The following is a 24,573-nucleotide window of genomic DNA, read 5'->3' as shown; positions in this document are numbered from 1 at the left end:
CCCCTTTCTCTTCAGCAATGCCCCTATTTTCTTTTCGCAAAGGAAACAGGGGCATGCTTTCCAGAGTTACTATGCTGCCGGGCGGTTATTTGCTGTCCTGAAGCAGCTTGTTGATGTTGGCTTCGAACTGCGGCTTAACCTTGTCGACCGCGGTAGCGGGAGAGATTTTGCCTGTCGTGATGTCTTTGACGACGTTTTCGAACAGCTTTCCGCCGTCCGGAATGGCGTAATAGGAGATGTAATCGATGCTGTCGGCCATTTGTTTGCGCGTGTCAAGCGATTCCTTGTTCGGATAGGAATTTTGCCATGACTGCTGTGCCAGCTTCCGTCCCGTATCGTGCAGACTGATTTCGTCCATGATTTTTGCGGCCACGTCGGCGTGCTTGGAATATTTCGCGACCATAAACATGTTGCCGAACGGCGTATAAGACACATATTTATCCGATTTTGGCCCTTTCGGGAAAAAGACGTAACCAAGCTCCTGGTTTTTCATGTTGTCGAGCAGTCCGCCGAGCTCCCAGCTGAAACCGCCGTACATAACCCCTTTGCCAGCGACAAACTCCTTGCTTGCGTCTTCCGGAACAGGCTGCATGATGGATTTATCCTTGTTGTACAGATCGGACACGAACTGCAAGGCTTCGATCGCGTTTTCGCCGTCCAAGGAGAATTTGATGTTGCCTTCGGCATCCTTGTCGACGGAGCCTTTGTTCGAGTAAACCATTTGCTCTGTGAAATAGTTGGTTTTGCCGTAAGCGCCGGCGATGCCGAAAATATCCGTTTTGCCGTCGCCGTTTGTGTCTTTTGTCGCCTTTTTGGCGAAGTCGCGGAATTTCTCCCAGGTCCATTCGCCTTTTTGCTGCAGTTCGTACGGATCTTCAAGACCCAGCTTTTTCACAAGCGTTTTGTTGTAAAACAGACCGTATGGCGAAGGGGCGGAGTCGGTCATGCCGTATTGCTTGCCTTTGAAGCTGCCGCCTTTTTTCATCCAGTCGATGTATTTCGGATCGTTCAGATCAAGCTTGTCGTCGATCGGCTGGATAAAATCCTTGTTCACAAGCGTCGGGAAAGCCCAGAACAGTTCAAGCAGCACGATGTCGGCAAACGGCTCGCCCGAAAGGGAGGTCGTGGTGAAGTTCTCGACGTATTTGTTGTAATCGCCGAATTTGACGAATTCGATTTTAGTGTTGTATTTCTTTTCCACTTCATCAATGAGTTTGATCTGCTCTTCGTCCGCAGGACCTTTTTCCTTGAGCAGTCGTGGATCGGCATCGTCATACCATACGCCGATTTTGATCGTGTCCCCGCCGAGGTCGATTTTTTTCTCTTCCGCAGCCGGCTCCTGCTTTTCGGGCTCCTTGGCCGTCTCTTGCGCAGGCTCCTGCTGCGCGGCTTTATTGCTCTCATTGGAACCGCTTTCCCCGTTGCCGCCGCCTGAGCAGCCTGCAATCACGAATACAAACAGCATCGCTGCGAGCAGCATGGAGAGTCCTTTCATCTTCTTCACGCGTTCATCCCCCATTTTTTCCGTTTCGGATTAGAATTGTTGAATCGCCAATACAGAAAAGACCAATGAAACCGAAGCAATAAAACCGATCCCCCCTTTTTCAGCTTGCGGAACCCGCAAAAAAGAATGCGCTTACATGAATTGCACAAAAAAATAAGCGATATGCACATGCATTCTGAAGCCATAGAAAATCAGAACGAAACTGCGTTATATATCATATTAGATATATCCTTTATACCGCTTACACGAGTTATTATAATCTTCCGCCTAGTTTTTGTAAATAGTGAATATATCTTATATTCCATTTTTATAATATTAATTATATCTAAAAGCAGTTTTTCTTACGATATATGGAAACATGAGCCGTAACTTGCACTTTTTTATATTTACAAAGCGATCCGGGCCGCATCCTTCCTCGCCAAAAAGCAAAATCAGGCCCCGGAAACATTCCGGAGCCTGCGTTATTCGAAAACCATTTTAGCTTTCTGAACTGCTTGTTTTATAAGGGATTGGCATTCGCCGCTACGGACGTAGACGCCCTTTCGATGAGCCGCACCGGAACGAGCGTCCGCCCGCCGGATTTCTCCCGATCTTCGATCCGGCCGACGATCCATTCCGCCGCTTTGCGGCCGATTTCGCTGTAGTCTTGGGCGACGGTGGTCAGCGGCACTTCGACCAGGCTCGATATCATATGGTTATCGAACCCAGCGATGGACAGCTGTCCGGGCACGTCGATGCCGAGGCTTATAGCGCTGCGCAGCAGTTCGACGGCCAAATGGTCATGTTCGGCCTGGATTGCCGTTGCTCCAAGCTCCATCACTTGGCCGACGAGCCTCCGGTAAAAGGTATTGCTCTCGTCCTTGTCGGCTTCGCGGTAAAAATCGGTGATGACGAGCTCCGGATCGATCGGGATCCCGTGGTCCCGCAGCGCTTTGCAGTAGCCCTGGTACCGGTCGCGGACCGAGCTGCGGAACTCGATGCTGATGCTGGAAACGAACGCGATTCGTTCATGCCCGAGTTCCAGCAAATGTTTGGCGGTCATATACCCGCCCATGACGTTATCGGAAACGACGCTCGTTACCGGCAGGCTGTCCGCATACTGGTCGATCATCACGAACGGATAATCGTTCCAATACAGCATGTTCAGCAAATCGTTGTTGCTGTTCGTGCTGATCGGGTACAGGATGATGCCTGCGGAGCCGCTTTTCGGCATCCGAAGCAAAAATTCGCGCTCGCGTTCGCTGCTCCAGTTGCTGTTGTGGATGCTCAAATAATAGCCTTTTGCATCCAGGTAGTCCGTCGCGCCTTTAATGAAATCCAGCTCGCTTGTCGCCATATAAGGCAGAACCATGGAAATGATCGGTGCCGCCGCGGATGCCGCGCCTTCGAACGCGCCCTTCGGCTCCTGCCTTTTCACGTAGCTCCCGCTGCCGCGTTTGCGGTAGATCAGGCCTTCGCGCTCCAGCTCGATCAAAGCTCTCTTGGACGTGATCCGGCTGACGCCGGACAACTCGGCCAGCTCCACTTCGGTCGGAAGCTGCTCGTCTTCTTTATAGTGACCGGAGAGGATCTTTTCCTTCAAGTCTTCCATGATGATCAAGTACAGCGGTTTTTGGCTTGACTGCATCCCACTCACTTCCAGTCTGTCCTTTTATTCACATGCTATTGCCTCGGTTGATTATATCAAATTAAGCTTAAATTATGCAAACCATATACCAAATTTGAATCCAAGGTTCTATGTAGGTTGCGGCAAAGGCATTGCCGCGTTTATAATGCTCCGAAATAAGGCGGCCCAAGCCGGCAAAATATCGCCGGTGCAGGCCGCCGCAGCATGTCTTATTCGATTCGATCCATCGGATCAAAACCGAAACTCATGGGAGCTTCCCGTTTAAGGTTTGCTCACTGCGAATTGAAAACGGTTCAGGAACTCGACCATCCGCGCATAAGCGATTTTTTCGTTCGCTTTCTTCGTGATGCCGTGGCCTTCGTCGTCAAAGACGATATATTCCACGTCGCGCCCTTTAGCCCGCAGCGCCTCCACGATTTGATCCGATTCGGCTTTGACAACGCGCGGGTCGTTGGCCCCTTGAATAATGAGCATCGGATTTACCATTTGGTCGAGGTACGTAATCGGAGAGTCCTTGACGAAACGTTCGCGATCCCGTTCCGGATCGCCCAGCCACTGCTCCATGATCGGCTTCCAATGATCCGGCACCGAACCATGGAACGAAAACAGGTTGCTGACGCCGAAAATGTCGATGGCCGCTTTGAAATATTCCGGATTCCGTCCGGCAAGCAGCAGCGTCATATAACCGCCGTAGCTGCCTCCGACCACAAACAGCCGCTCCGGGCTCGAAATGCCCTGATCGAACAGCCAATCCATCCCCGCCAGGCAATCCTTGCGCGGGCCTTCGCCCCAATCCTGCTCGACCAGCTTCGTGAACGAGCTGCCGTAGCCGGTGCTGCCGCGGAAATTCGGGCAGAAAATGTTGTAACCATGGGCAAGGATGTATTGGAACATCGCGCGGAACTGCTTGCGCTCCGCCGCCTGCGGCCCGCCGTGCGGCCAAAAAACCGTGCAGCCGTTTGCGGTTTCCGCTTTCGCGCGGAACAAAAGCGCTTCGATCTCCATCCCGTCAAATGATTTGTAGGTCACCGTTTCCGGCGCCACAAGATCCTCTTCCGTGAGCCCGGTCAGCACGTTTTTCGTAAGCATCGTCCACCCGCTGCCGTCATAACGGTAGATGTTCAGCGGTTTGACCGCGCCGCGTCCCAACATATACAGGCTGCCGGAAGCCGCGACGGCGATCTGCTCGACAATATCCACCGGAAGCGGAATGGGAGCAAGCTCTCCGGATTTCAGGGAGTATGCGTACAGCCGGTCCTCGACGCCTTTTTCCGTCACGACGTAAACGATTTGCGCCTCCTTATGCAAACGTAGCGCACTGATCGATTCCCGATCGATCTCGCACAGCCGTTTAAAGGTCCCTTCCTTGATGTTGTAATGCGCCATGTATGTAAAATCCGAGTCAAAATCCGTGGCGAACACGACGTTGTCGTTGTCCAGGAACTGCACGTTGGCGGACATATGCGGCTGCTCCGGAGAAGGCGTGAGGCAAATCTCTTTGCCGTCTTCAAGCAAAACATAACTTACGTAGTGGGTGTTGGCGTAAATTTTCGTGTAAGCAAACGTCTTCTCATCCGGGCTGACGGCGGAAATCTCGGTGACCGTATCCCGGCCCTCCAAAATCAGGCGATCCTGCTTCGTTTCCAAATCGTAGACGCGGGAATTGAGGAAGTTCGGATTATCTTTGGAGGTCGTGTAATAAAGGCGTTTGCCGTCCTCGGACAAATGCACGAATTCATGCTTATCGTCCGGAGAGACGTTCTCGAATAGCGGCATCGGTTCGCCGCCGTTCCAGCGAAGGGCGTGCAGCTGGTAATTTTCGTCCCCGTCTCGGTCAAAACCGGTCAATAGATGCCGGCCCTGCGGGTCCAGCTTAATGAAATTGCACATCTGGTCGTTGTAGGTCAGCGGATACGGATACGAAGTTTCCCTATTCAAATCCATCGCCCACAAATTGAACTTGCCGTTTAATGTGCTGCTGAACACCAGCCGCGATTCATCCTTGCTTACCCCAAACGACCGAATAAGGTACGTCTGGAAAAACTGCTCCACATCAGGCTTCGGAAATGAAATCATGGATTATACAGCTCCTGTCTCCCTGAAAATTGACCTCCGGTCAAACCGGGGCTTGCTTCATATTATAGACCATCCGCGACCGGTATGACCACTTCAAGAAAGCCGGCGATCGTCTTGTTTTCGCCCTAAAAAAACAGCCTGCCTTCGCCCATCGAAGGGCAAGGCAGGCTGCGTGTTTTGAGCTGCTGCATGCTGCTTTATTCCATTATTCCATCCCGAAAATCTCAGGCGTTCCGGGCCATCCGTTCCTTGGCGCCAAGCTGGCTCAGCATATCCGCCGTCATCGCATCGAGGCCGTATTTTGCCCGGAAGCCCCATTCTTCGGCAGCGGCGGTTGCGTCGATGCAGTCCGGCCAGCTCTCGGCGATAGCCTGTCTCTTCGGATCGACGTCGTATTCCAGCACGAAGGACGGCAGCACCTTCCGGATGGAGGCGGCGATCGCCTCCGGATCGACGCTCATCGCCGTCACGTTAAACGCGTTCCGGTGCTTCAGCTTCGAGCCGTCCGCTTCCATCAGCTGCACGATCGCATCCAGCGCATCCGGCATGTACATCATGTCCATGTAGGTGCCTTGACCGATAAACGACGTATACCGCCCTTTGCTGACGGCATCATAATAGATTTCGACCGCATAATCGGTCGTGCCTCCGCCGGGAGGGGTTACGTACGAGATGAGGCCCGGAAACCGCAGTCCCCTCGTATCCAGGCCGTATTTATGAAAATAGTAGTCGCACAGCAATTCGCCCGACACTTTGTTTACGCCGTACATCGTCGTCGGGCGCTGAATGGTGTCCTGCGGCGTATGGCTTTTCGGCGTCGAAGGCCCGAAGGCCCCGATCGAGCTTGGCGTGAAAAACTGGCATCCGAGTTCCCTCGCCACTTCGAGGGCATTGACCAGCCCGCCCATGTTCAGGTTCCAGGCCAGCAGCGGCTTTTCCTCCGCCGTGGCGGAAAGCAGCGCCGCCAGATGTATGATCGTGTCCACCTGATGCCGCTTGGCAATTTCGAGCATCGCTTTGCCGTCGGTCACATCCAACGTCTCAAAAGGGCCGGAGCGCGTGACCTCGTGTCCGGACATCCGGATATCGGTCGCAACGACGCGGTCGGCGCCGTAGATATGTCTCAATTTGGCGACCAATTCGGATCCGATTTGTCCCAGCGCTCCCGTCACCAATATGTTTTTCATCGTTATTCCTCCCTATTGCTTCCCCGCAACCGGAATTCGCATTTTGGACGACTCAAGGTTAAATGATCCCGAGCTCCTTGCCGACTTTTTCGTAAACGCCCAGAACCTGGTCCAGCATCTCCTGGCCGTGGGCGGCCGTAGGCATGTTCCGGATCCGTCCGGTTCCTTTCGGCACCGTCGGGAACACGATCGCTTTGGCGTAAACGCCTTCCTCGTACAACCGTTTGCTGAACTCTTGGGTTTTCACTTCATCCCCGATAATGCATGGCGTAATCGGCGTTTCGCTGTTTCCGATGTCGAAGCCGAGCTTTTTCAAGCCTTGTTTCAAATAATCCCCGTTCTCCCACAGCTTCTTGATCAGCGTTTTGTCGTTCATCAAAATGTCCACCGACGCGATGCACGCAGCCACGGGCGCAGGCGGCAAAGCTGTCGAAAAGAGGAACGGGCGGCTTCTCAGCTTCAGCCATTCGATCAATTTTTTCGAACCGGCCACGTAACCGCCGACGACGCCGATCGCTTTCGAAAGGGTGCCGATTTGGAAATCGATCCGGTCCGACAAGCCGAAATGCTTCACCGTGCCGGCTCCTTCGCCCAATACTCCGGAACCGTGCGCGTCATCCACGTACGTGATCAGGTCGAATTCTTCGGCGATTTGCACGATCTCCGGCAGCTTCGCGATGTCGCCGTCCATCGAAAACACCCCGTCCGTGATGACCATGATTTTGTTGTACAAGCCGGATTCCTTTGCGGCTTTGGCCTGCGCTCTCAAATCTTCCATATCCGAGTGCTTGAAGCGGATGATTTTCGCCTTCGACAGGCGGCACCCGTCGATGATGGAAGCATGGTTCAGCTCATCCGACAGGATGGCGTCGTTTTTGTCCATGACCGCGGAAATGGCCGCCATGTTGCAGTTGAAGCCGGACTGGTAAGCGATGACCGCTTCCGTATGCTTGAATTCGGCCAGCTTGCGTTCCAGCTCCAGGTGCAATTCCAAGGTGCCGTTGATCGTCCGGACCGCTCCGGCCCCGGCGCCGTACGTTTTTGTCGCCTCGATGGATGCGCTTACCAATCTTTCGTCCGTCGCGAGTCCCAAATAATTGTTCGAGGACAAGTTGATCAGCGTTTTCCCTCCGATGAGAATGGTCGGTCCGTTGGGTCCTTGAAGCGGGTCGATGACGTTGTACAAACCTTTGCTTTTCAAATCTTCGATGTTTTCCGTTAAAAACCGGTCCAGTGAATGACTCGGCATGCGAATCCCTCCCAAATATACATATGTCCTCCAATGGCGGACGTTAATATCATTAAGAATCCTTTATATACAAGCGATTAACTATATTCAATGTAGCACCTTTTTTCTGATTTGTACATCCACCAAGGACATCGTTTCCAAAATATTTTTTAACCCTATCCGCTGCGCCGGAATCATCCAGCGGGCAGATACCAAAAAATCGGTTGCAAAACGTACGGAAAAGGAATAAAGTGAACGTATATGAACGATATGAACATAAATGAACGAAAAGGGAGTGTTTCTTTTGGAAAGAAGATATGCATCGCATCCACGGGAAGTCAAGCAATTTGATACGGCGCGTTTGCGCGGGGAATTCCACATTCCGGTGCTGTTCACTCCGGACCGTCTTGAGCTTGTGCTGACGCACGAAGACCGCATGATTATCGGCGGCGCGTATCCGGTAAACGAATCGGTCCGCCTCGACGTGGATTTGAAGGAGCTTGGAGTCGGTTACTTTTTGGAACGCAGGGAAATCGGCATCATTAATGTCGGCGGCAAAGGCGTCGTCGTCGTCGAAGGCGAATCTTACGAGCTTGACCACAAGGAATGCCTGTTTGTCGGCATGGGCAACAAGGAAGTCGTTTTCAAAAGCGAAGATGCCGCCAAACCTGCGAAGTTTTACCTGAATTCCGCGCCTGCGCATCAAACCTACCCAACGCAAAAAGCGACGCTCGCCGAGGCGGAATCGGCCGATCTTGGCTCGATCGAAAATTCCAACGAACGGACCATTTACCGTTTCATCCATCAGAACGGCATTCAAAGCTCCCAGCTGGTGATGGGCATGACGCTCTTGAAAACGGGCAACATGTGGAATACGATGCCTGCCCACGTGCATCCGCGCCGGATGGAGGCGTATATGTATTTCGACCTTCCGGAGGACGCCGTCGTGTTCCATTTGATGGGCGAGCCAAGCGAAACGCGCCATATCGTCATGCGGAACGAGCAAGCCGTCATCTCCCCGAGCTGGTCGATCCACAGCGGCGTCGGCACGAGCAATTATACGTTCATTTGGGGCATGGCCGGGGACAACAAAATTTATTCCGATATGGACCCGGTAGACATGAAGGAATTAAAATAAGATTTACAGCAGAATTTTGCAAACTTCGATTCCGGCTGCTTCCTGATCCAAAATATAGACGTACGAAACCGTTTCGCTCTCTATATCGCCGATTGAAAGTCGCTATTTGGAATTTTGCAATATTTTCGTAAAAACCAAGTTTATCCCTGATTCGAAATGAGGCTTGTTCATGAACCCGATACTGCGGCACGAGAAGATTATGGAAGCGCTGCTGACGAACAAAGAGGTCACGGTGGCGGAGTTAAGCGACATATTGAAGGTGACGGGCAAAACGATCCGCGAGGACCTGACCAGGCTTGAGGAGCAAGGTCTGATCCGCCGCGTTCACGGCGGCGCCGTTTTGGCCCAGGCGGACCAGTTCGGCATCCTGCCGTCCAAGGAACCGATATCCAAACATTTGGACATGAAAAAAAGCATCGCGCAGGCTGCCTTAAACCATATTCGGCAAGGCGATATCATCGCCCTTGACGGCGGCAGCACGACGCTGGAAATCGCCCGCCTTCTGCCCAACCAGCCGTATACGGTCATTACGAATGACGTATATATCATCAGCGAGCTTTCCAGGAAAGACCATATCCATCTCGTGGTTCCCGGAGGGTACCGGGTACGTAACATACTCACCGGCCCCGAAGCCGTGGCGTATGTCAAAGAGCTGAACATACAAAAAGCGTTTATTTCCGCGACCGGCGTCCATTTGGAGCATGGCCTGTCCGTCTACACCGGCGAATTGATCGCATTCAAGCGGGCGCTCGTCGATACCGCCCGCGAAACCATCGCGGTGGCGGATCATCATAAATTCGGACAAACCGCGCTCCGGACCTTCGCCCGGCTGGAGGAGCTGCACGGCCTGATTACGGACGACGGACTGCCGGAAACGGTGCTAGCGGAATACCAAAAAGCCGGCGTTCCGATCGAGCTCGCGGAAGACCGCTGAATTACTAGTCTAGTCAAGGAGCGGATGAAAGCATGAATCTGTTTAATTTGGAAGGCAAAACAGCGCTGGTTACCGGAACCTCCGGCGGCCTGGGGCAGGCCATCGCGACCGGTCTCGCCGAAGCCGGCGCGAACGTGGTGTGCGTGGCCCGCGGTTCATCCGAGGCGGCCGTCGAAAAAGCAAAAGCCATCGGGCGCAAAGCCGCGGCGATCAAAGCCGATTTAAGCGACGCGTCCGGGCTTCAGGCGGTGTTCGACGAAGCTTTGCAGCTGACGGGCAGCATCGACATTCTCGTCAACAATGCAGGCACCATCCGCCGGACGCCGGCCAAAGACCACAGCGAAAAAGACTGGTTCGACGTCATCGACCTCAACCTGAACTCCGTGTTCCTGCTGTCGCAAATCGCCGGCAGGCATATGATCGCGCGCGGCAGCGGCAAAATCATCAACATTTGCTCCATGCTGTCGTACCAGGGCGGCATCAACGTGCCGGGGTATACGGCAAGCAAACACGGCGTCGCCGGCTTGACCAAAGCGTTTGCCAACGAATGGGCGGCCAGCGGCGTTCAGGTCAACGGCATTGCGCCGGGGTATATGGTCACGGACAATACGGCGCAAATTTTGGCCGACGAAAAACGCAAAGCTTCCATCACCGAACGGATTCCCGCCGGACGCTGGGGTACGCCGGAAGACATTCAAGGCGCGGCGGTTTTCCTCGCTTCCTCCGCGTCGGATTATGTGAACGGGCATGTCCTTTGCGTGGACGGCGGCTGGATGGCAAGATAAAACAAAGTCAAGGCGTGCAATCGGGCTTTCCCGACCGGCACGCCTTTTAACATTGTCCGCCCCCCCCCTCTTTTATGCTATCGTCATGATCAAATATACGTTGCTTTATAAGGAGATCGGATCATGCAGGGATACAACGTTATCATGATATACAATAAAGATATGGACCGGCTGCTCATGTGCAAGCGGCGGAAGGAGCCTTACTAAGGATTAAGCAATCTGGTGGGCGGAAAAATCGAACCTGGCGAACACGGGATGGATGCCGCGTACCGGGAGCTTTTGGAGGAAACCGGGATATCCAAAAAGGATGTGACGCTCCATCACGTCATGGATTTTACATACTACCTGCAGCAATGTTATGTCGAAGTATATGCCGGCAGGCTGAAAAGCAGCGTCATCGCCGCGGGAGATGAAAACGAGCTGTATTGGTCCGACCTCGGCCAAAACTTTTTCGACATGACCTTGTACGCGGGCGAAGGCAATATTGGGCATATGATCGAACAGGTCAAAATGAGCGGCATTTTGCAGCAGTGAAAGGAATAAGCCGGCTCCAAAAAGCTTGATCGTAACTGTTAAAAAACAAATCCGTTTAGAATTTTGATCCAAGATACTTGACTATGACGTTAGGTCATAGCGCATAATTCTCACTATAAAACGACTTGGAGTGAGAGCTATGAATATAAAAACACTGCGTTCAGATCAGATTTACCAAAAAGTTGCCCAAGCTTCGCCCGAAGAAAAACTTGAATTATTCAGAAACGAAATGATGGCCCCCTTTATGAAGCAATGGCAAATTCAACAGATTCCTTTTAAAGCTGAAGAGCCGCATGGGTTTGACGTTATTGCGTTTAATAGCATGATGCATCGATCCCCTGATCAGATTACCCCTCGGATTTCGGCGGAGATCGAGCTGATTTCGTCCGAATCCTTTTGGTTAGAGTGTGAGCAGGCTGTGAAGAAAAGCCTACGTTTATTTGTGGAACATGAAATCAGCCTCCCCGTATCCGAATATTTGTTTACCATTCAACTAGGGAATCCGGAAAGCCGTGCCTTGGTCATAAACGAAGGATATAGCGGCTTTGGGGGCATTCCCGGGTTTATTTGGGGTACGCTCTTGCCAAATGAGTACACGATTCCTCGAATGAAGGCTGCGCTGGCGCATGAATGCAACCATAATGTGCGATATCAGTTTATTCAATGGGATCACACCGTTCATTTGGGCGAGCTCATTGTAAGTGAAGGATTAGCCGAAAACTATGCTGCATTCATGTTTGGCGAAAAATTCCTCGGCCCTTGGGTAACGAAAACAAACGCAGACACGCTTAACAAACGCATAAAGCCAGTGCTTAGAGAGCAATTGCATTTAACCGGGTTTGATCAAATTGCTCCTTATCTTTACGGCGACGAGATCGCAAAACTTCAAAACTTTAAACCGGTCAACATGCCATATAGCGCTGGATACGCTTGCGGGTATCATTTAATCCAATATTATTTAAGAAAAACAGGAAAAACGATTTTCGAGGCAACCATTACGCCCGCTGCTCAAATACTGGACGAAGCCAAAGGATTTTGGGATGAAGAAACCATTATTAACGGTTAAAGATATTGTTCGAATTACTGGCATTACAGGCCGGACCCTGCATTATTACGATAGAATTCATTTGTTTAAACCGACGCATCTGACGGAAAAAGGGTATCGCCTATACGATCGAAGCAGTTTGGAAAAACTTCAAACGATTTTGTTCTTAAAGGAATTGGATTTTTCCTTGAAAGAAATTGCGGACATTTTAAAGTTGACTAAGCAAGAACAGAAACAAATATTAAAGAAGCAGAGGCAAACCTTATTATCGAAAAAACAAAGACTGGAAACCATCATGGCGGCTCTCGAAGAATACGTTTCGGGAAATGATATCAGCCATTTGCAAATCTTCAACAGTACTTCCGCTTTGCCATTGAAAGAACAATATGCAAATGAGGCGAGATTCGTTTACGGTGAAACAGAGGCGTATCAGGCGTTTAATGAAACGATGGAAAAATGTTCACCGGATGAAAAAGAGGAACGTTTTTCAGCCATGGAGGAAATATTCAAAAAAGTGGCGTCTTGTATCCATCAGAATCCTTCCTCCGATGAAGTTCAGCAATTCATCGAAGAGTGGAAACAAATATTAATGCAATTCATGCCTTGTGACGAAGAGTTACTGGCTTGCATTGCCAATACCTACAAATCCGATGCTCGATTCAAAAGCTACTTTAATCAATATAGTACTGAGGATTTGGCAGATTTTCTTTACCGTGCAATTATGCACAATATCAATCGGTTGAACGTCTCCCCATTATCCTGATCGAAAGGAAAATAATTGTTTCATCACGCCATTAAAGCCGTCGCTCGCTCGGCCGCTTGTTTTGCTAATTACTGCTTCATTTCCACTTGTCGCTTGCTGCAAGAACCTGCGAGGTGACTCCATTCGACGGGTTCTTGCTGCTTCATTAAACAAAACGTATTTTCCTATTTAGCTGCTAATTTTAAAGCTTGCTCCTCGCCTTCCCTATACCCTTTTTGCAATACTTCATTTCTGCCCAAAACAGCTATTCCTTGTACTCGAATGGTTTCAAAATCTTCGATTCCCATCAAATGAAACATGGACTTCAAAAACTTAAGCGAATACTCCACCTCGGTATAATAGTCATTATTGGTGTATATGGATCCGCTGGCTTGAATGACTACCACACTTCTTCCATCATTGAGAAGACCGACGGATCTTCTTCCATTGGCCGATGCGGTCTCAGTATATTTAAACGTTTCTCTCGGAATCATAATATTATCCATGTAATCCTTTAATTTTGAAGGGATATTAAAATTATGCAACGGAAAAACAATGACGTACTTATTAGCACTTTTGAATTGTTTTAATATCTCGCTCATGCGGTCCGTTGCTTTTTTTTCTTGACTTGTTAATTCTTTTCCTTCTGCTTGTTTCTCCCATGCGCTAAGTACATTTTTATCTATCAGGGGGACTTCATCTTCGTATAGATTTATTTGTTCGATGACTTCGTCTTTCGAATGATTTTCTTTGTATGTTTTTAAAAAGCATTTAAACACATCCAGACTTACGGAGGTTTTAGAATCAATATCTGGGTGTGCATTGATGATCAGTAATTTGCTCACGGTTATTTCCCTCCCACTACAAAGTGATATGTTCTCCTGTTTTCTCTCTCCTCGTCGCAGCTTCGTCCTGGAGTATTTCCCGTTTCGAATAAAATCCGGATGACTTTTAGATCCATGTGCAGCTCTCCGTCTGGGAGAAATTCACGGCCCGTGCGATGCGAGTTTACTTAGCTATGTCTTCACCAGCGGCAACGTCAATCGGCAATTTATATTAACGATCACCTTAATCGACGATTAACTTAATCCGTAATAAAACATGACCCGTCGAATGTCAATTACAGCCATGTAATCTCTGAAATTCACAAAATAAAATGGATGCTATACCATGTTTTTGTGTGTGCTTATTAACACGGAAGCAGGTGATATGATCTATGCATTATAGCGTAATGGTCGAATATGCTTTGCATAGCCTTGTTTATTTAGTTGATGCTCCGGATGAAAAAACGATAGGAATAAAAGACCTTTCAGAATTTCAAGGGCTTTCGGAAACGTACCTCTCGAAAGTTTTCGGTAAATTGTCCCGGGCTGGTATTGTGAGTTCAACGCCCGGAGTAAAAGGGGGATATAAATTATACTTTCCGAGGAAATTACCTTTTGGGATGTAATTGAAGCAGTTGAAGGAAAGAAACCTATTTTTCAGTGCAAAAATATTTTAAAAACGAATTTAATGTATCGTGATACTGAAGAATGCTCGTCATGTACTCAAAGCAATCCAAAATGTACAATTAACTTGGCAATGCTGGAAGCTGAAGAGTATATGCGCGAGGCTTTGCGTAATAAAACGCTTGCTTGGTTAAACAAGGAGCTGGATCATGTTTTGACTGAGAAAGTACGGACGGACAGTCGGAACTATTTTAGGAATGAAAATCCAACCTGAACATGTTGCAAAAAAAACAAGGGCAACCGGAAATGCCGATTACCCTTGTTCGATATGAGACTCAAAAAAAGCTAGGCTGATTCCTTGGCCGCGTTCTGCTTTGATCTCGGCAATAATAGCGTAGCCATTACGCAAACGACAGCCAGCCCCAGAAATACAATGAAAACGTCATGAATTCCGGAGACGAGAATGTGCTGCAGCTTGGATAGCAGCGAAGCGGGAATTTGACTCGTATCCGATGCGTCGATCAATCGATTCATCTGACCCATATTTACATCCTCCGTTTTTTCGGCAGACAGGCGAAAAGCGATCCGGGAATTGAAGTAGCTTCCGAATACGGATGCTCCCAGCATTTGTCCTAACGAGCGAAACAGCGAATTGGTCGCCGTCGCAACGCCGCTCAAGGAAGGTGCCACAGCGGATTGAACGACAACGGTATACAAAGTGACCGTGATTCCGAAACTGAGGCCGAGCAATGCTGAAATCAAGTAAAAGCCATATTGGCCGCTCGACAACTGCATGGCTGCCAGCCCCGCACCGGATAGAACGAGAACCATATTTCCCGCGAGCGAGGTGACGCGCATCCCCTGTTTCACAAGCATTTTCCCGCACAAATAGGAGCCGAAAGCCCAAACGATGGCCAATGGAGCGAGCATGAGTCCGGCTTCGATCGCCCCCGTTCCGAGTCCTCCCTGAAACCAGAGCGGCATATACACCAAAGTTCCCATCATGATCGCATTGACGAGAAACTGAATCAGGTTGGAAGATACGATTTGGCGTCGCCGAAACATGGCCAAGGGCAAGATCGGTTCCGCCGCTTTCGTCTCGATCCATACGAATAGCCCCATCAAAACGACAAAAGCGGCGATGCATAGAAGGACCGGCCAAGACAGCCAATGTCCTTCCCCTCCCTTTTGGACGGCAAATAATAAGGCAAGCATCCCTAAGGAGAAAGCCAGAATGCCCGGGTAGTCAATCGTTTTTTTGCTCTTCTCCACTTTTTCTTTGAGAAAGATCAGCATGAAAAGAATGGCAAGCAAACCAAATGGAAGGTTAAAATAGAAAATCCAGTGCCAGGAAACATAATCGACGAAAAATCCCCCGAGCAACGGTCCGACCACCCCGGCGCCTCCCCAGACGAAAGCGGTAAGTCCGATCATCCGGGCACGCTTTTCCTCAGAGGGATAAATGTCGGCGATAATCGTCTGTGTAACCGGCAATATCGCTCCCGCGCCGATTCCTTGAATAAGCCGAAAGGCAATCAACTGCTCCATCGTCTGGGCCATCCCGCATAAAACCGATCCGATTAAGAAAAACACGGCCCCGACAGTGAAAATCAGCTTTCTGCCGTACAAATCGGATAGCTTTCCGAATATCAATACAGTCACGGTAGAAGCCAGCAAATAGACCGTAAATACTCCGTTCATCAGCTCGATGCCCTGAAGGGAGCCGACAATTTTGGGCATGGCCGTCGTCACAATCGATGATTCTGCAGCAGCCAGAAACGTGGCTATTAAAATCGAAATCATCACCATGGATCGATTCATTTGGAAACATCTCCTTTGTTTGAATTCGCATGAGTAGCGTCCCAAATAAAGGAGGGCATTTATTTATACACAAGGTGATCCCCATCGTTCGCACCTCTATCCCGAATCAAGGTGATGAGCGACCGTCTTCCCAAGCAAGTATTTCGCCGGCACCCATTTCGACTTTATATACATTTATTTATAAAAATTATCTTTAATGGCCGGGATGTTGTCAACAAAAATATACGAAAAACGATGATATTTAAATAATTGCAAATGCGTGGTGCCTTCTTGACATAAGATTACTTTTATTAGTAATGTTATGACTAACAAAACCTGGAAATAACTTGGGTGAAAAATCATCTGTCGCTTTAGCCGTACTTTGTTTTCCGACCGAGGAGCCGATGCATGCTTATCGTAGGGGCTGCTTATGAAGGCGGGAGGAGGGGAAAAGAAATATGAAACAAGTACGAATTCCATCAGTCTTGCATGATGTTTTTGGCGAAAAACAACCTATTTTACTCATTCTTGCGATCCTGTTGTTTGGCGGGTTGCTGACTGCTGTGTTGTATTTGATGTATCCCGAAATGACCATTAATTTGCCCGTGTGGCGAAGCACCTTGGCTCTATTGCTCATTTTCGATATTTTCGCAGGTTGTATAGCTAATTTTACGCCTTCAACAAGCAACTTTTATGCGGCAAGGAAAAAGAATCGCATTGTGTTCATTTCCATCCATATTCATATCGTGATCATTTCGGTTTTATTAAACGCAGCGATCGGATATTCAATAGCGGTATGGGCGTATACAATAGCTGGAGCATTTATCGTGAACTCGCTTATCGGAAGGCAGTCCCAACTGTTTGTCGCAAGTTTGCTTCTGTCCATCGGCTTGAGTTGCGTCCCCTTGCTGCCCCATATCCAGCCGTATATGTTGATCATTTGCCAATTATTTACGCTGAAAGTGTTGTTTGGGTTCGCTGTCGATCACTATGGCAAGGCCTAACATAACACCGACGCCCGCCGAATCCGAACAATGGGTGCAAAACCGCAACAATATATCATCTTGATTTCATCTTGATTTTGAAGGGGGAAACCAAATGCCGGATTTTTCAACTTTATTGGCGTATGTTATCGTTGTCGTTTTACTTTTTTTAATTCCAGGACCGGCCGTTCTTCTTACCATTACCCGTACAGTTCAAAATGGGCGCAAAGGAGGCATTATGGCAGGGCTTGGCATCGCAACCGGGGATTTTCTTCACACCTTGTTTGCTACTGTCGGGCTTTCCACTGTACTGATGACCTCGGCTATCGCTTTCAATGTTGTTAAATATGCAGGAGCGGCATACTTGCTGTATTTAGGAGTTCGCGAAATGATGAGCAAGCCATCGGAACCGCAACTTCCAAAGGTTAAAACGGCGGGAGCTTTAAAGTCATTCTTTTTGGCAACGGTTGCAGAAGTCCTTAATCCAAAGACGGCTCTGTTTTTTCTGGCCTTTTTGCCTCAATTTGTTCATCCTGAACGAGGTCAAGCCGCCACGCAGTTTTTGATGCTTGGTGTCGTCTTTGTCATCTTAAGTGCATTGTATACAACCTCGATTGTATTAGGCATTTCTGCGCTTGGAAAAATGGTTAAACGGACGACGTGGATAAGCCGTTTAAGCCGCCTGAGCGGCAAATTCGTCGGAGCAATCTATATCGGACTTGGCCTAAAGGTTGCATTCCAAAGACAGTAATGATGCAATAACGTCAAGATTGAAGGCCGCCCTTTAGTGATATCGTCAAGTAGACGGTGGAATAAAACAAAATGTCTAAGCCGCCTTAGCTCGAGCTTCCCATCGGGCTAAGGCTGTTTTAGTCTAGCATACTTCTCCCATCATTGAGAAAGGCACATCGCGTGCGGCAGGATCGAGGGCGACGCAAGGCTGCCCGGATAGACAGAGCGCCCTTTGGGGGCGTTCTCTTTTTTACGTAGCTCCTCACCATTTTTCCATAAAAATATAACAATATGATATGTTTACTTATTATATTATTTTGATATAATAAAATCGATCAAACGAATAAGGAGGAAATATAATTGTTCAAAAGCGGCAATGTGACTGTAATGGTAGCGGATATGAAAAAAGCGGTAAAATTTTACGCGGAAACCTTGGGATTGGAGCTGCAGCACGGTGACGGGCATTTTGCGCAAATCGCGGCACCCGGATTGACGATCGGTCTCCTGCATCTTGCGGGAGAACAAGGTTCCCTTCCGGAAAAATCGGGCAGCATGACCATAGGGTTTGAGGTGGAAGACATGGAGTCAGCCATCGAAACGCTGAAAACCCGCGGCGTTCAATTCCACGATTCCGTGGAAGGCAAGGCGCCTAATGTCGTGCATTTCAACGATCCCGAAGGCAATACCCTTTACTTGGTTTGCAATCGTTAAGCCAAAGGGCGGCATAAAGAAAATGTAAGGAGGCGTTTTTCGCATGGCCTCGAAAACCAAGGTCAACATGGTTGTCGCCGGTCTGCTGGCAGCGATGTTTATTGGCGCGTTGGATGCGACCGTCGTCGCTACCGCTACCCCGCATATGATCAAGGATTTGCACGGCGAGACGCTGTTCAGTTGGGTGTTTGCGGTTTATACGTTGACCACCTGCGTGGCGACCCCCATTTTCGGCAAGCTCGCCGATTTATTCGGGCGCAAACCCGTGTTCGCCGCGGGCTGACTGCCGGAATGCATGCCGTTTTTCTGCTCATGTTGGGGATAGCGATTGCGAACCTGCTCGCCGTATTGTTCCTGCCGAAGCACCGCCAAGTGATGGCGCAGCAGCATTCGGCGTAACGGCAGGGTGACAAAGCGAAATACCGGAACCGGCCGCAAACGATGCGGCCAGGAGAAGCCGCGACCTGCGGCTTTTCTGTTTTTTCAGGCAGCCGTATGTTATACTGTTGTTTGCTTAAAAGCAGTAAAACCTACAAGGGGGGGCCTTTCGTTTGTACGAATTGTTCATACTCGGCGAATTGATGAATAACCCGATGCACGGCTATTTGCTGCATCAGATTTTGAACGGGATCGTTGGTCCTACGCGAAAAGTCAGCTGGGGGGCGATTTATCCGCTGATCCACGGCATGCTTGCGGACGGGCTGATCGAACAGGTTCCCGATGAGCAACCGGAGGGTTCCAAACAAGGAAGAGGAAAAAAAATAAAGACTTATAAACTTACGGACGAAGGCAGAATACGTTTTTTTCGGTTGATGGAAGAACCGATTCCATATTCGCCGGATTACGAGCTGCATTTTTATACGAAACTGAAAAATTTTGAACTGATCAGCAAAGAATTGCAGTTTTTAATTTTGCATCAATACAAAGATTACCTGCGTTATGAAATCCGTCACGAGGAAGAACGGTTGGAATATGCTAGCAAAGACGAACGGATTCCCGGCGGGGAGCAGAAATATATTCAGATCTTTTTCCGGCATCGGTTGGAAAAGCTTCGATTTGATGAAACGTGGGTTATGCAGTTAATCGAGAGCCATCGCGCGGAGGGACAAGGGCTTGAGCGGGAGTGAAATTGAAAGGCTTAAGGATAGCAGATCATTAATAGGATGGGGGCGAGCTAAAAAGGTCGGCCCCTTTGTTTTGTATATGAAAACCCCCGGTTCGACCGGGGGGTTCATATACAAATAAAAGAAACCCTGTTCCTCTGTAAAAGGACAGGGTTTCTCGGCAATCTGATGCTTGGCGCAATGCCAAGCTTTTTTATAGCAGCGAATCCAAAGAACCATCTATAACCGGAATCGTTCGCCTCGCATAATTTATAATCTCGTTTGAATATCGGGCTGCACCAGTACCGCAAACGCCTCAAAAGGCCGCAGCCGCATGTTTTCCGTCAAAACGATTTCCGGATAAACGGACACCTGCACTTCGCCCCGGGCGAAATCGCGTTCCAAGGCGAAATCAAGCGGTTCTTTGCTCCAATTCGAAACGGTCAACAACCTCCTGCCCGAATGGCTGCGTTCATAAGCAAACACATGCGCATGTTCGGGCGCGGCCAGCCTGAATTTCCCTTCCGTCAACAGCTCGTTGATGAACGGATGGCTTCGCAGCATGGCCAATTGATCGTAAAAATCCAGCAATGACTTCCGGCTGACTTCCCCTTGACCGATGCCTGTGGAACGGGTGAAGGCCCCTTTCTCTCCTGCCAATCCCTTTTTGAACGATGCTTGGGCCTGCTCGCATCCCATCGAACTTTTCGAGTCCGTTAGAGCCGCCGCATCCCCCATCGGGGCCCCCTGGATCAGCTGCAGCGTTAACGCCATGCATTTCACCGATTCAAACCAATAGGATCCATTCATGTTGCCGCCGTCACGATCCTGTAACGGCATCCCCCCCATCCAGGTTTAATGCAGCGTGCGGGCAGCCGCGGCCGCCTCGGAGGCCGCCTTCCGCGAAGACTTCCACTTGATCGACGTCACGGCGCTTGCGAGCGCCAGGATGACGAAAGCAACCCCGACCCAAGCATTGTAATATACCGAAGAGCTTTCGATCACAATCCCGCCGACGGCGGAACCGACCGCGATTCCGACATGACTCGCCGAGCTGTTCAGGCTTTGCTGAATGTTGGACGATTCCGGAGCGGATTTGATCAGGTAGCTTTGCATCGACGGAGAAATCGACCAGCTCAGCGCGCTCCATACAAGCATGACGACCAGGCATACATACATCGAAACGGTGGACAGCGGCATCAGGAACATCACGACGGCAAACACGCCCACGATCGCCAAAATGCTTTTTTCCGCCCCGAACTTATCCGTCACCCAGCCTCCGAAACCGCCGCCGAGCACGGCCGCGATGCCGAACAGAAGATAAAACAGGCTGAGCACCGAAGGATTCAAATGCAGCGTTTCCTGCAAAAACGGCGTCAAATACGCGTAAAGCGTCAAATGTCCCGTCAGCATCAACACCGATATCAGCTGGCCGAAAATGATTTTGCCGCTCTTCAGGGAAGCGAGCTGACGGCGCAGCGGAATGGCCGCCTCCGGCGCGGTTTTCGGGATAAAAAGCTGGATCGCGATGAGCGAAATGACGGACAGGACCGTAATCATCACAAACGGCGCACGCCACCCGAACGCATTGCCGAGCATCATGCCCAGCGGCACACCAAGCACGAGCGAACCGCTGACGCCCATAAAGATGACGCCGATGGCTCTCGCTTTATATTCCTCACTCGCCATCCTCGAAGCCATCGTAATCGACAATACGGTAATGAGCGCACTGCTGGCGGCCGACAGAACCCGGGCGATGACCATCGTCATAAAATTAGGGCTCACCATCGACAGGACGTTCCCGACGATAAAAACGAGAAGCGCAGACTGGTACAACCGCTTACGCTCCATGCGTGCCGTCGCCGTCAGCAGCAGCGGTCCGGAAAGCGCAAACACGATCGAATACAGCGTGATGAGCTGCCCGGCGGCGCTTAAGGAAATGTGAAGATCCTTGGAGATCAGATCCAAAATGCCGCCGACGATCAGTTCGACCATACCCGTCACGAAACAGGCGATCGCCAAAATGTATATCTTGTAGTTCACGTTGTTGCTCCTTTCTCTCTGGTTGTCGTTCTATGGTTACTACCGTAATAGTAACTCATATCAAAATCGGCAGCAAGCACATTTTTTTCCGTAAAAAATGAACCTTGAACCATGGATTTAAAAAACATAAAAAGCGGACGGAGCATAAGCTCCATCCGCTGGATTGGACATCATGTAACGTCCGACGTGGATCAGTACCGCAGCTGCAGGAGCTGCGCCATGATTTCCTTGTCGTTCATCAAAACATCGTTATATTTGGTCGTAATTTTGGTAAGCAGCACGTCGTGGTGGAAATAATCCGTAAAAACGCGCACAAACGGCTGGGATCTTGTTTTGATCGCCTGCCAGGAGCCGTCTTCCATGCCTGCAAAGATGGCTTCCGCATCGTCCACGATCAGCAGCCTGAAACGCTCCAGCGTCACATGCTGCTCGTTCGGCTCCATCACGGCCATATTTTTCAATTCGCTGCGGACTTCCCCGACGGAAAGCGCCTCGACGGCAACGCCTTCGCGCTCTTTTTCCTCGAGGATCGGCAAAACCGCTGTAAAATCGTCCTTCCACGACGAATACCGGATCGAACTTTTCGCTTCCAGCAGCATTTGCTTGATCTGGGCGTGGATCGAGGCGTCGGCCTTCAAACTCCAGACGCGGTCGTCCACGATCTCCTTTTTCGCCTTCCGCCGCTCAAGCTCCTGGATATCCGCTTGAAACTCGGCGGTCAGCTTTTCGACGACAAGCGGAATCGGCAGCGCCGTATACAGCTTTTTCTTTTCCGAAATCGACTCCAGCACCATCCCCTTCTCAACCATCCGGGAAATGACCTCGTATATTTTCGCTTTGGGCACGCCCGAATATTTGACGATCATCGTCGCGTCCATCGGCTGCATCGTCTGCGCCAACGTTTCATAAACTTTGCTTTCATACTGGGAAAAACCGAATTTATAGAGCAACTTGTCCAACTCCCGATCTTTCGAACTTGGTATTAATGTACCATAAATCCGGCTTCCCTGCGCATTTATTCGTAACTTAACGCATCGATCGGTTTCAATCGCGAAGCCTTATAGGCCGGATAAACGCCAAACAGGATGCCGATCCCTACTGCGCTAAGGAAGGACAGCAGGATGGGCGGAAGCGTAATGACGATCGGCAAAGAGGCGAATTTTTCGAGCAGGACCGCCGCTCCGATGCCAAACAATATGCCGATCACCCCGCCCAGCATGCTGAGGATTACCGCTTCGGCCAGAAACTGCGTCATAATATGTCCGCGCCCCGCCCCAATCGCCTTGCGTATCCCGATTTCGCGCGTCCTTTCCGTCACGGATACGATCATGATGTTCATAATGCCGACGCCCCCGATGAACAGCGATATCGCGGCGACCCCCTGAAGCAGGTTGGTCATGATCCGGTTGACGCCCTGCGCCGACTCCAAATATTCCTTCTGGGTTTCGATTCTGAAATTTCTGGCGTCGCTTGGCTTCAAATTATGCTGAATCCGGAGCGACTCTCCGATATCCGCGCTCGCTTTGTCGATCAGTTCCGGGGTTTTCGCCGAGATGACCATCGTGTCGATTCTTTTCGCGCCAAAGCGGTTTTTCATCGTGGTAATAGGAATGTATGCCTGATCGTTTTGGGTCGTGAAACCTTCCAATTTTTCAAGCACGCCGATGACCGTATACGGAATCCGGTTGATCTGGATCGTCTGGCCGATTAAATTCCCTTTATCCCCGGAAAACAGCCGTTTCGCGGCTTCGCTTTCAAGAATGACCACATTCATGCCGTGCTGCATTTCATATTGGGTAAAATTTCTGCCTTGCGCGAATTTAAATCCGAATACCCGGTCAAACCGCTTTAAGGTCCCTTCGACTTGAATATCGTAATGCTGAGGTCCTCTTGCCACCTTCGCGCTGGCTGAAGCTCCTTTAGGCGCCACGCCGGCTACGGTGTCCAGTTTTTCAATCCTTTGAACGTCATCCAGTGTCATCCGGTTGGCCTCATAGGAATTTCTTCCGTTTTCGGAATAATCCGGAGCATAAGAATAAACAAAGATCACGTTATTGCCCATACTCTTAATTTCTTTTTCAATGCTGGCCGTTGAGCCTTTGCCGATGGCTACGATCGCGATGACCGCCCCGACCCCGATGATGATCCCCAGCATGGTCAGCAGGGAACGAAGCTTATTGGCCGTCAGACTCGCAAGCGACACGCGTACGATTTCCATTACATTCATCTGCCCGATTCCTCCGCCGCCATTCTGCGGTTCATGATGGCCCTTGACCCTACAATCGCTCCGCCCCGGAAATCGACCAGCCGTTTGGCATATTCGGCCGTTTCCATTTCATGCGTGACAAGCAATATGGTGGCTCCCCGGTCATTCAGCCTTTGGAAGATCTCCATAATTTCCATGCTTGTCCGGCTGTCAAGGGCGCCCGTAGGTTCATCCGCCAGCAAAATGACCGGATGGTTCACGAGCGCCCGCGCGATGGTCACCCGCTGCTGCTGTCCCCCTGACAGCTCGCTTGGTTTGTTGAACAGCCGGTCCCCCAGTCCTACCTGAACCAAAGCTTCAATCGCTCTTTTACGGCGTTCCTTGGCGGGAACTCCCGCGTACATCATCGGCAATTCCACATTGGCGAGCGCCGTCGCCCGCGGAAGAAGATTAAACTTTTGAAATACGAACCCGATTTTTCGATTTCGAATGATCGCCAGCTCATGTTCCTTCGCCTCCAAAATCGAATAGCCGTCGAGATTGTATTTTCCGGAAGTGGGCCGATCCAGGCAACCGATCATGTTCATCATCGTCGACTTCCCCGATCCGGAGGGACCCATAATCGCCACAAACTCCCCTTCGCCAATGGTCAGGTTTACGCCGCGGAGGGCTTCTATTTTCTGATCTCCCACATGATATACCTTTTTCATGTCTTCGATTTGGATTACCGTTTTCATATGCTCATGC

The 24,573-nt window shown here is 50.1% G+C and carries 23 protein-coding genes and 1 pseudogene; 12 read left to right on the top strand and 12 right to left on the bottom strand.

The genetic code is table 11. The features are described from left to right. Positions 1–85: 85 nt before the first annotated feature. The 5 genes from RJP21_RS12285 to RJP21_RS12265 form a co-directional block, all read right to left on the bottom strand. Positions 86–1,495: an ABC transporter substrate-binding protein gene (locus RJP21_RS12285; RefSeq protein ID WP_310859884.1), complete on the bottom strand. Its 1,410-nt coding sequence runs from the start codon at positions 1,493–1,495 to the stop codon at positions 86–88. Positions 1,496–2,003: 508 nt separating this feature from the next. Next, positions 2,004–3,131: a GntR family transcriptional regulator gene (locus tag RJP21_RS12280; RefSeq protein ID WP_310859543.1), complete on the bottom strand. Its 1,128-nt coding sequence runs from the start codon at positions 3,129–3,131 to the stop codon at positions 2,004–2,006. Positions 3,132–3,392: 261 nt separating this feature from the next. Beyond that, on the bottom strand, positions 3,393–5,207 hold the full coding sequence (locus RJP21_RS12275; RefSeq protein ID WP_310859542.1) for a S9 family peptidase: 1,815 nt from the start codon (positions 5,205–5,207) through the stop codon (positions 3,393–3,395). Positions 5,208–5,431: 224 nt separating this feature from the next. After that, the gene (locus RJP21_RS12270; RefSeq protein WP_310859541.1) at positions 5,432–6,394 is read right to left on the bottom strand and encodes an L-threonine 3-dehydrogenase; all 963 of its coding nucleotides are present in this window, start codon (positions 6,392–6,394) and stop codon (positions 5,432–5,434) included. A 58-nt stretch (positions 6,395–6,452) separates the two neighbouring features. Beyond that, complete coding sequence (locus tag RJP21_RS12265) at positions 6,453–7,643, bottom strand: glycine C-acetyltransferase (RefSeq protein ID WP_310859540.1); 1,191 nt, start codon at positions 7,641–7,643, stop codon at positions 6,453–6,455. A 283-nt stretch (positions 7,644–7,926) separates the two neighbouring features. On the opposite strand from RJP21_RS12265, the gene kduI reads away from it, so the two are divergent. The 6 genes from kduI to RJP21_RS12235 all read left to right on the top strand — a co-directional run bounded on the left by kduI (position 7,927) and on the right by RJP21_RS12235 (position 12,821). Next, a complete protein-coding gene (gene kduI / locus RJP21_RS12260) occupies positions 7,927–8,760 on the top strand; it encodes a 5-dehydro-4-deoxy-D-glucuronate isomerase (RefSeq protein ID WP_212957631.1) in 834 nt (277 codons plus the stop codon). A 169-nt stretch (positions 8,761–8,929) separates the two neighbouring features. Further along, on the top strand, positions 8,930–9,694 hold the full coding sequence (locus RJP21_RS12255) for a DeoR/GlpR family DNA-binding transcription regulator (RefSeq protein WP_310859539.1): 765 nt from the start codon (positions 8,930–8,932) through the stop codon (positions 9,692–9,694). A gap of 32 nt (positions 9,695–9,726) precedes the next feature. Then, positions 9,727–10,479, top strand: coding sequence for a 2-dehydro-3-deoxy-D-gluconate 5-dehydrogenase KduD (gene kduD / locus RJP21_RS12250; protein WP_310859538.1), 753 nt, complete (start codon positions 9,727–9,729; stop codon positions 10,477–10,479). Between the two features lie 222 nt (positions 10,480–10,701). Beyond that, a complete protein-coding gene (locus RJP21_RS12245; RefSeq protein ID WP_310859537.1) occupies positions 10,702–11,013 on the top strand; it encodes an NUDIX hydrolase in 312 nt (103 codons plus the stop codon). Positions 11,014–11,152: 139 nt separating this feature from the next. Then, a complete protein-coding gene (locus RJP21_RS12240; RefSeq protein ID WP_310859536.1) occupies positions 11,153–12,079 on the top strand; it encodes a DUF2268 domain-containing putative Zn-dependent protease in 927 nt (308 codons plus the stop codon). Continuing rightward, a complete protein-coding gene (locus RJP21_RS12235) occupies positions 12,054–12,821 on the top strand; it encodes a MerR family transcriptional regulator (RefSeq protein ID WP_310859535.1) in 768 nt (255 codons plus the stop codon). Before RJP21_RS12240 ends, RJP21_RS12235 begins: the two co-directional genes overlap by 26 nt. A 164-nt stretch (positions 12,822–12,985) precedes the next feature. Here the strand turns inward: RJP21_RS12235 and RJP21_RS12230 are convergent, their stop codons facing one another. Next, entirely contained in the window at positions 12,986–13,645 is a 660-nt protein-coding gene (locus RJP21_RS12230) for an FMN-dependent NADH-azoreductase (RefSeq protein ID WP_310859534.1), read from the bottom strand. 371 nt (positions 13,646–14,016) lie between these two features. Here RJP21_RS12230 and RJP21_RS12225 point away from each other — a divergent pair. Then, positions 14,017–14,522, top strand: a pseudogene (locus tag RJP21_RS12225) (RrF2 family transcriptional regulator). A gap of 71 nt (positions 14,523–14,593) precedes the next feature. On the opposite strand, the gene RJP21_RS12220 reads toward RJP21_RS12225, so the two are convergent. After that, positions 14,594–16,069: an MDR family MFS transporter gene (locus tag RJP21_RS12220; protein WP_310859533.1), complete on the bottom strand. Its 1,476-nt coding sequence runs from the start codon at positions 16,067–16,069 to the stop codon at positions 14,594–14,596. Positions 16,070–16,506: 437 nt separating this feature from the next. Between RJP21_RS12220 and RJP21_RS12215 the strand changes: the two genes are divergently transcribed. The 5 genes from RJP21_RS12215 to RJP21_RS12195 all read left to right on the top strand — a co-directional run bounded on the left by RJP21_RS12215 (position 16,507) and on the right by RJP21_RS12195 (position 19,601). After that, the gene (locus RJP21_RS12215; protein WP_310859532.1) at positions 16,507–17,052 is read left to right on the top strand and encodes a hypothetical protein; all 546 of its coding nucleotides are present in this window, start codon (positions 16,507–16,509) and stop codon (positions 17,050–17,052) included. Between the two features lie 94 nt (positions 17,053–17,146). Continuing rightward, the gene (locus RJP21_RS12210) at positions 17,147–17,782 is read left to right on the top strand and encodes a LysE family translocator (RefSeq protein ID WP_310859531.1); all 636 of its coding nucleotides are present in this window, start codon (positions 17,147–17,149) and stop codon (positions 17,780–17,782) included. A gap of 341 nt (positions 17,783–18,123) precedes the next feature. Next, positions 18,124–18,474: a VOC family protein gene (locus tag RJP21_RS12205; RefSeq protein ID WP_310859530.1), complete on the top strand. Its 351-nt coding sequence runs from the start codon at positions 18,124–18,126 to the stop codon at positions 18,472–18,474. 43 nt (positions 18,475–18,517) lie between these two features. Further along, positions 18,518–18,757, top strand: coding sequence for an MFS transporter (locus RJP21_RS12200; RefSeq protein WP_310859529.1), 240 nt, complete (start codon positions 18,518–18,520; stop codon positions 18,755–18,757). A 268-nt stretch (positions 18,758–19,025) separates the two neighbouring features. Beyond that, positions 19,026–19,601: a PadR family transcriptional regulator gene (locus RJP21_RS12195; protein WP_310859528.1), complete on the top strand. Its 576-nt coding sequence runs from the start codon at positions 19,026–19,028 to the stop codon at positions 19,599–19,601. 246 nt (positions 19,602–19,847) lie between these two features. Here RJP21_RS12195 and RJP21_RS12190 read toward each other — a convergent pair whose 3' ends face one another. The 5 genes from RJP21_RS12190 to RJP21_RS12170 all read right to left on the bottom strand — a co-directional run bounded on the left by RJP21_RS12190 (position 19,848) and on the right by RJP21_RS12170 (position 24,563). After that, positions 19,848–20,417: a hypothetical protein gene (locus RJP21_RS12190; protein WP_310859527.1), complete on the bottom strand. Its 570-nt coding sequence runs from the start codon at positions 20,415–20,417 to the stop codon at positions 19,848–19,850. Between the two features lie 15 nt (positions 20,418–20,432). Then, the gene (locus RJP21_RS12185) at positions 20,433–21,620 is read right to left on the bottom strand and encodes an MFS transporter (RefSeq protein ID WP_310859526.1); all 1,188 of its coding nucleotides are present in this window, start codon (positions 21,618–21,620) and stop codon (positions 20,433–20,435) included. Between the two features lie 191 nt (positions 21,621–21,811). Continuing rightward, positions 21,812–22,570, bottom strand: a complete 759-nt coding sequence (locus RJP21_RS12180; RefSeq protein WP_310859525.1) for a TrmB family transcriptional regulator — start codon at positions 22,568–22,570, stop codon at positions 21,812–21,814. A 65-nt stretch (positions 22,571–22,635) separates the two neighbouring features. Next, positions 22,636–23,847, bottom strand: coding sequence for an ABC transporter permease (locus RJP21_RS12175; RefSeq protein WP_310859524.1), 1,212 nt, complete (start codon positions 23,845–23,847; stop codon positions 22,636–22,638). Then, complete coding sequence (locus RJP21_RS12170) at positions 23,844–24,563, bottom strand: ABC transporter ATP-binding protein (protein WP_310859523.1); 720 nt, start codon at positions 24,561–24,563, stop codon at positions 23,844–23,846. The genes RJP21_RS12175 and RJP21_RS12170 overlap by 4 nt, the downstream gene beginning before the upstream one ends. Positions 24,564–24,573 lie beyond the last annotated feature (10 nt).

Source organism: Paenibacillus sp. VCA1 (assembly GCF_031583795.1).
Taxonomy (GTDB): Bacteria; Bacillota; Bacilli; order Paenibacillales; family Paenibacillaceae; genus Paenibacillus_AQ; species Paenibacillus_AQ albilobatus.
Note: the sequence above shows the minus strand (reverse complement) of the source record. Positions and strands in the feature narration are given on the sequence as shown.

Excerpts from the sequence above, each read along its gene's own strand:
- RJP21_RS12215 (WP_310859532.1), top strand. The coding sequence starts at position 16,507 with ATGAAACAAGTACGAATTCCATCAGTCTTGCATGATGTTTTTGGCGAA.
- RJP21_RS12170 (WP_310859523.1), bottom strand. The coding sequence starts at position 24,563 with ATGAAAACGGTAATCCAAATCGAAGACATGAAAAAGGTATATCATGTG.
- RJP21_RS12175 (WP_310859524.1), bottom strand. The coding sequence starts at position 23,847 with ATGAATGTAATGGAAATCGTACGCGTGTCGCTTGCGAGTCTGACGGCC.
- RJP21_RS12240 (WP_310859536.1), top strand. The coding sequence starts at position 11,153 with ATGAATATAAAAACACTGCGTTCAGATCAGATTTACCAAAAAGTTGCC.
- RJP21_RS12210 (WP_310859531.1), top strand. The coding sequence starts at position 17,147 with ATGCCGGATTTTTCAACTTTATTGGCGTATGTTATCGTTGTCGTTTTA.
- RJP21_RS12220 (WP_310859533.1), bottom strand. The coding sequence starts at position 16,069 with ATGAATCGATCCATGGTGATGATTTCGATTTTAATAGCCACGTTTCTG.
- RJP21_RS12200 (WP_310859529.1), top strand. The coding sequence starts at position 18,518 with ATGGCCTCGAAAACCAAGGTCAACATGGTTGTCGCCGGTCTGCTGGCA.
- RJP21_RS12285 (WP_310859884.1), bottom strand. The coding sequence starts at position 1,495 with ATGAAAGGACTCTCCATGCTGCTCGCAGCGATGCTGTTTGTATTCGTG.
- RJP21_RS12235 (WP_310859535.1), top strand. The coding sequence starts at position 12,054 with ATGAAGAAACCATTATTAACGGTTAAAGATATTGTTCGAATTACTGGC.
- RJP21_RS12280 (WP_310859543.1), bottom strand. The coding sequence starts at position 3,131 with ATGCAGTCAAGCCAAAAACCGCTGTACTTGATCATCATGGAAGACTTG.
- kduD (WP_310859538.1), top strand. The coding sequence starts at position 9,727 with ATGAATCTGTTTAATTTGGAAGGCAAAACAGCGCTGGTTACCGGAACC.
- RJP21_RS12265 (WP_310859540.1), bottom strand. The coding sequence starts at position 7,643 with ATGCCGAGTCATTCACTGGACCGGTTTTTAACGGAAAACATCGAAGAT.
- RJP21_RS12275 (WP_310859542.1), bottom strand. The coding sequence starts at position 5,207 with ATGATTTCATTTCCGAAGCCTGATGTGGAGCAGTTTTTCCAGACGTAC.
- RJP21_RS12190 (WP_310859527.1), bottom strand. The coding sequence starts at position 20,417 with ATGCCGTTACAGGATCGTGACGGCGGCAACATGAATGGATCCTATTGG.
- RJP21_RS12255 (WP_310859539.1), top strand. The coding sequence starts at position 8,930 with ATGAACCCGATACTGCGGCACGAGAAGATTATGGAAGCGCTGCTGACG.
- RJP21_RS12270 (WP_310859541.1), bottom strand. The coding sequence starts at position 6,394 with ATGAAAAACATATTGGTGACGGGAGCGCTGGGACAAATCGGATCCGAA.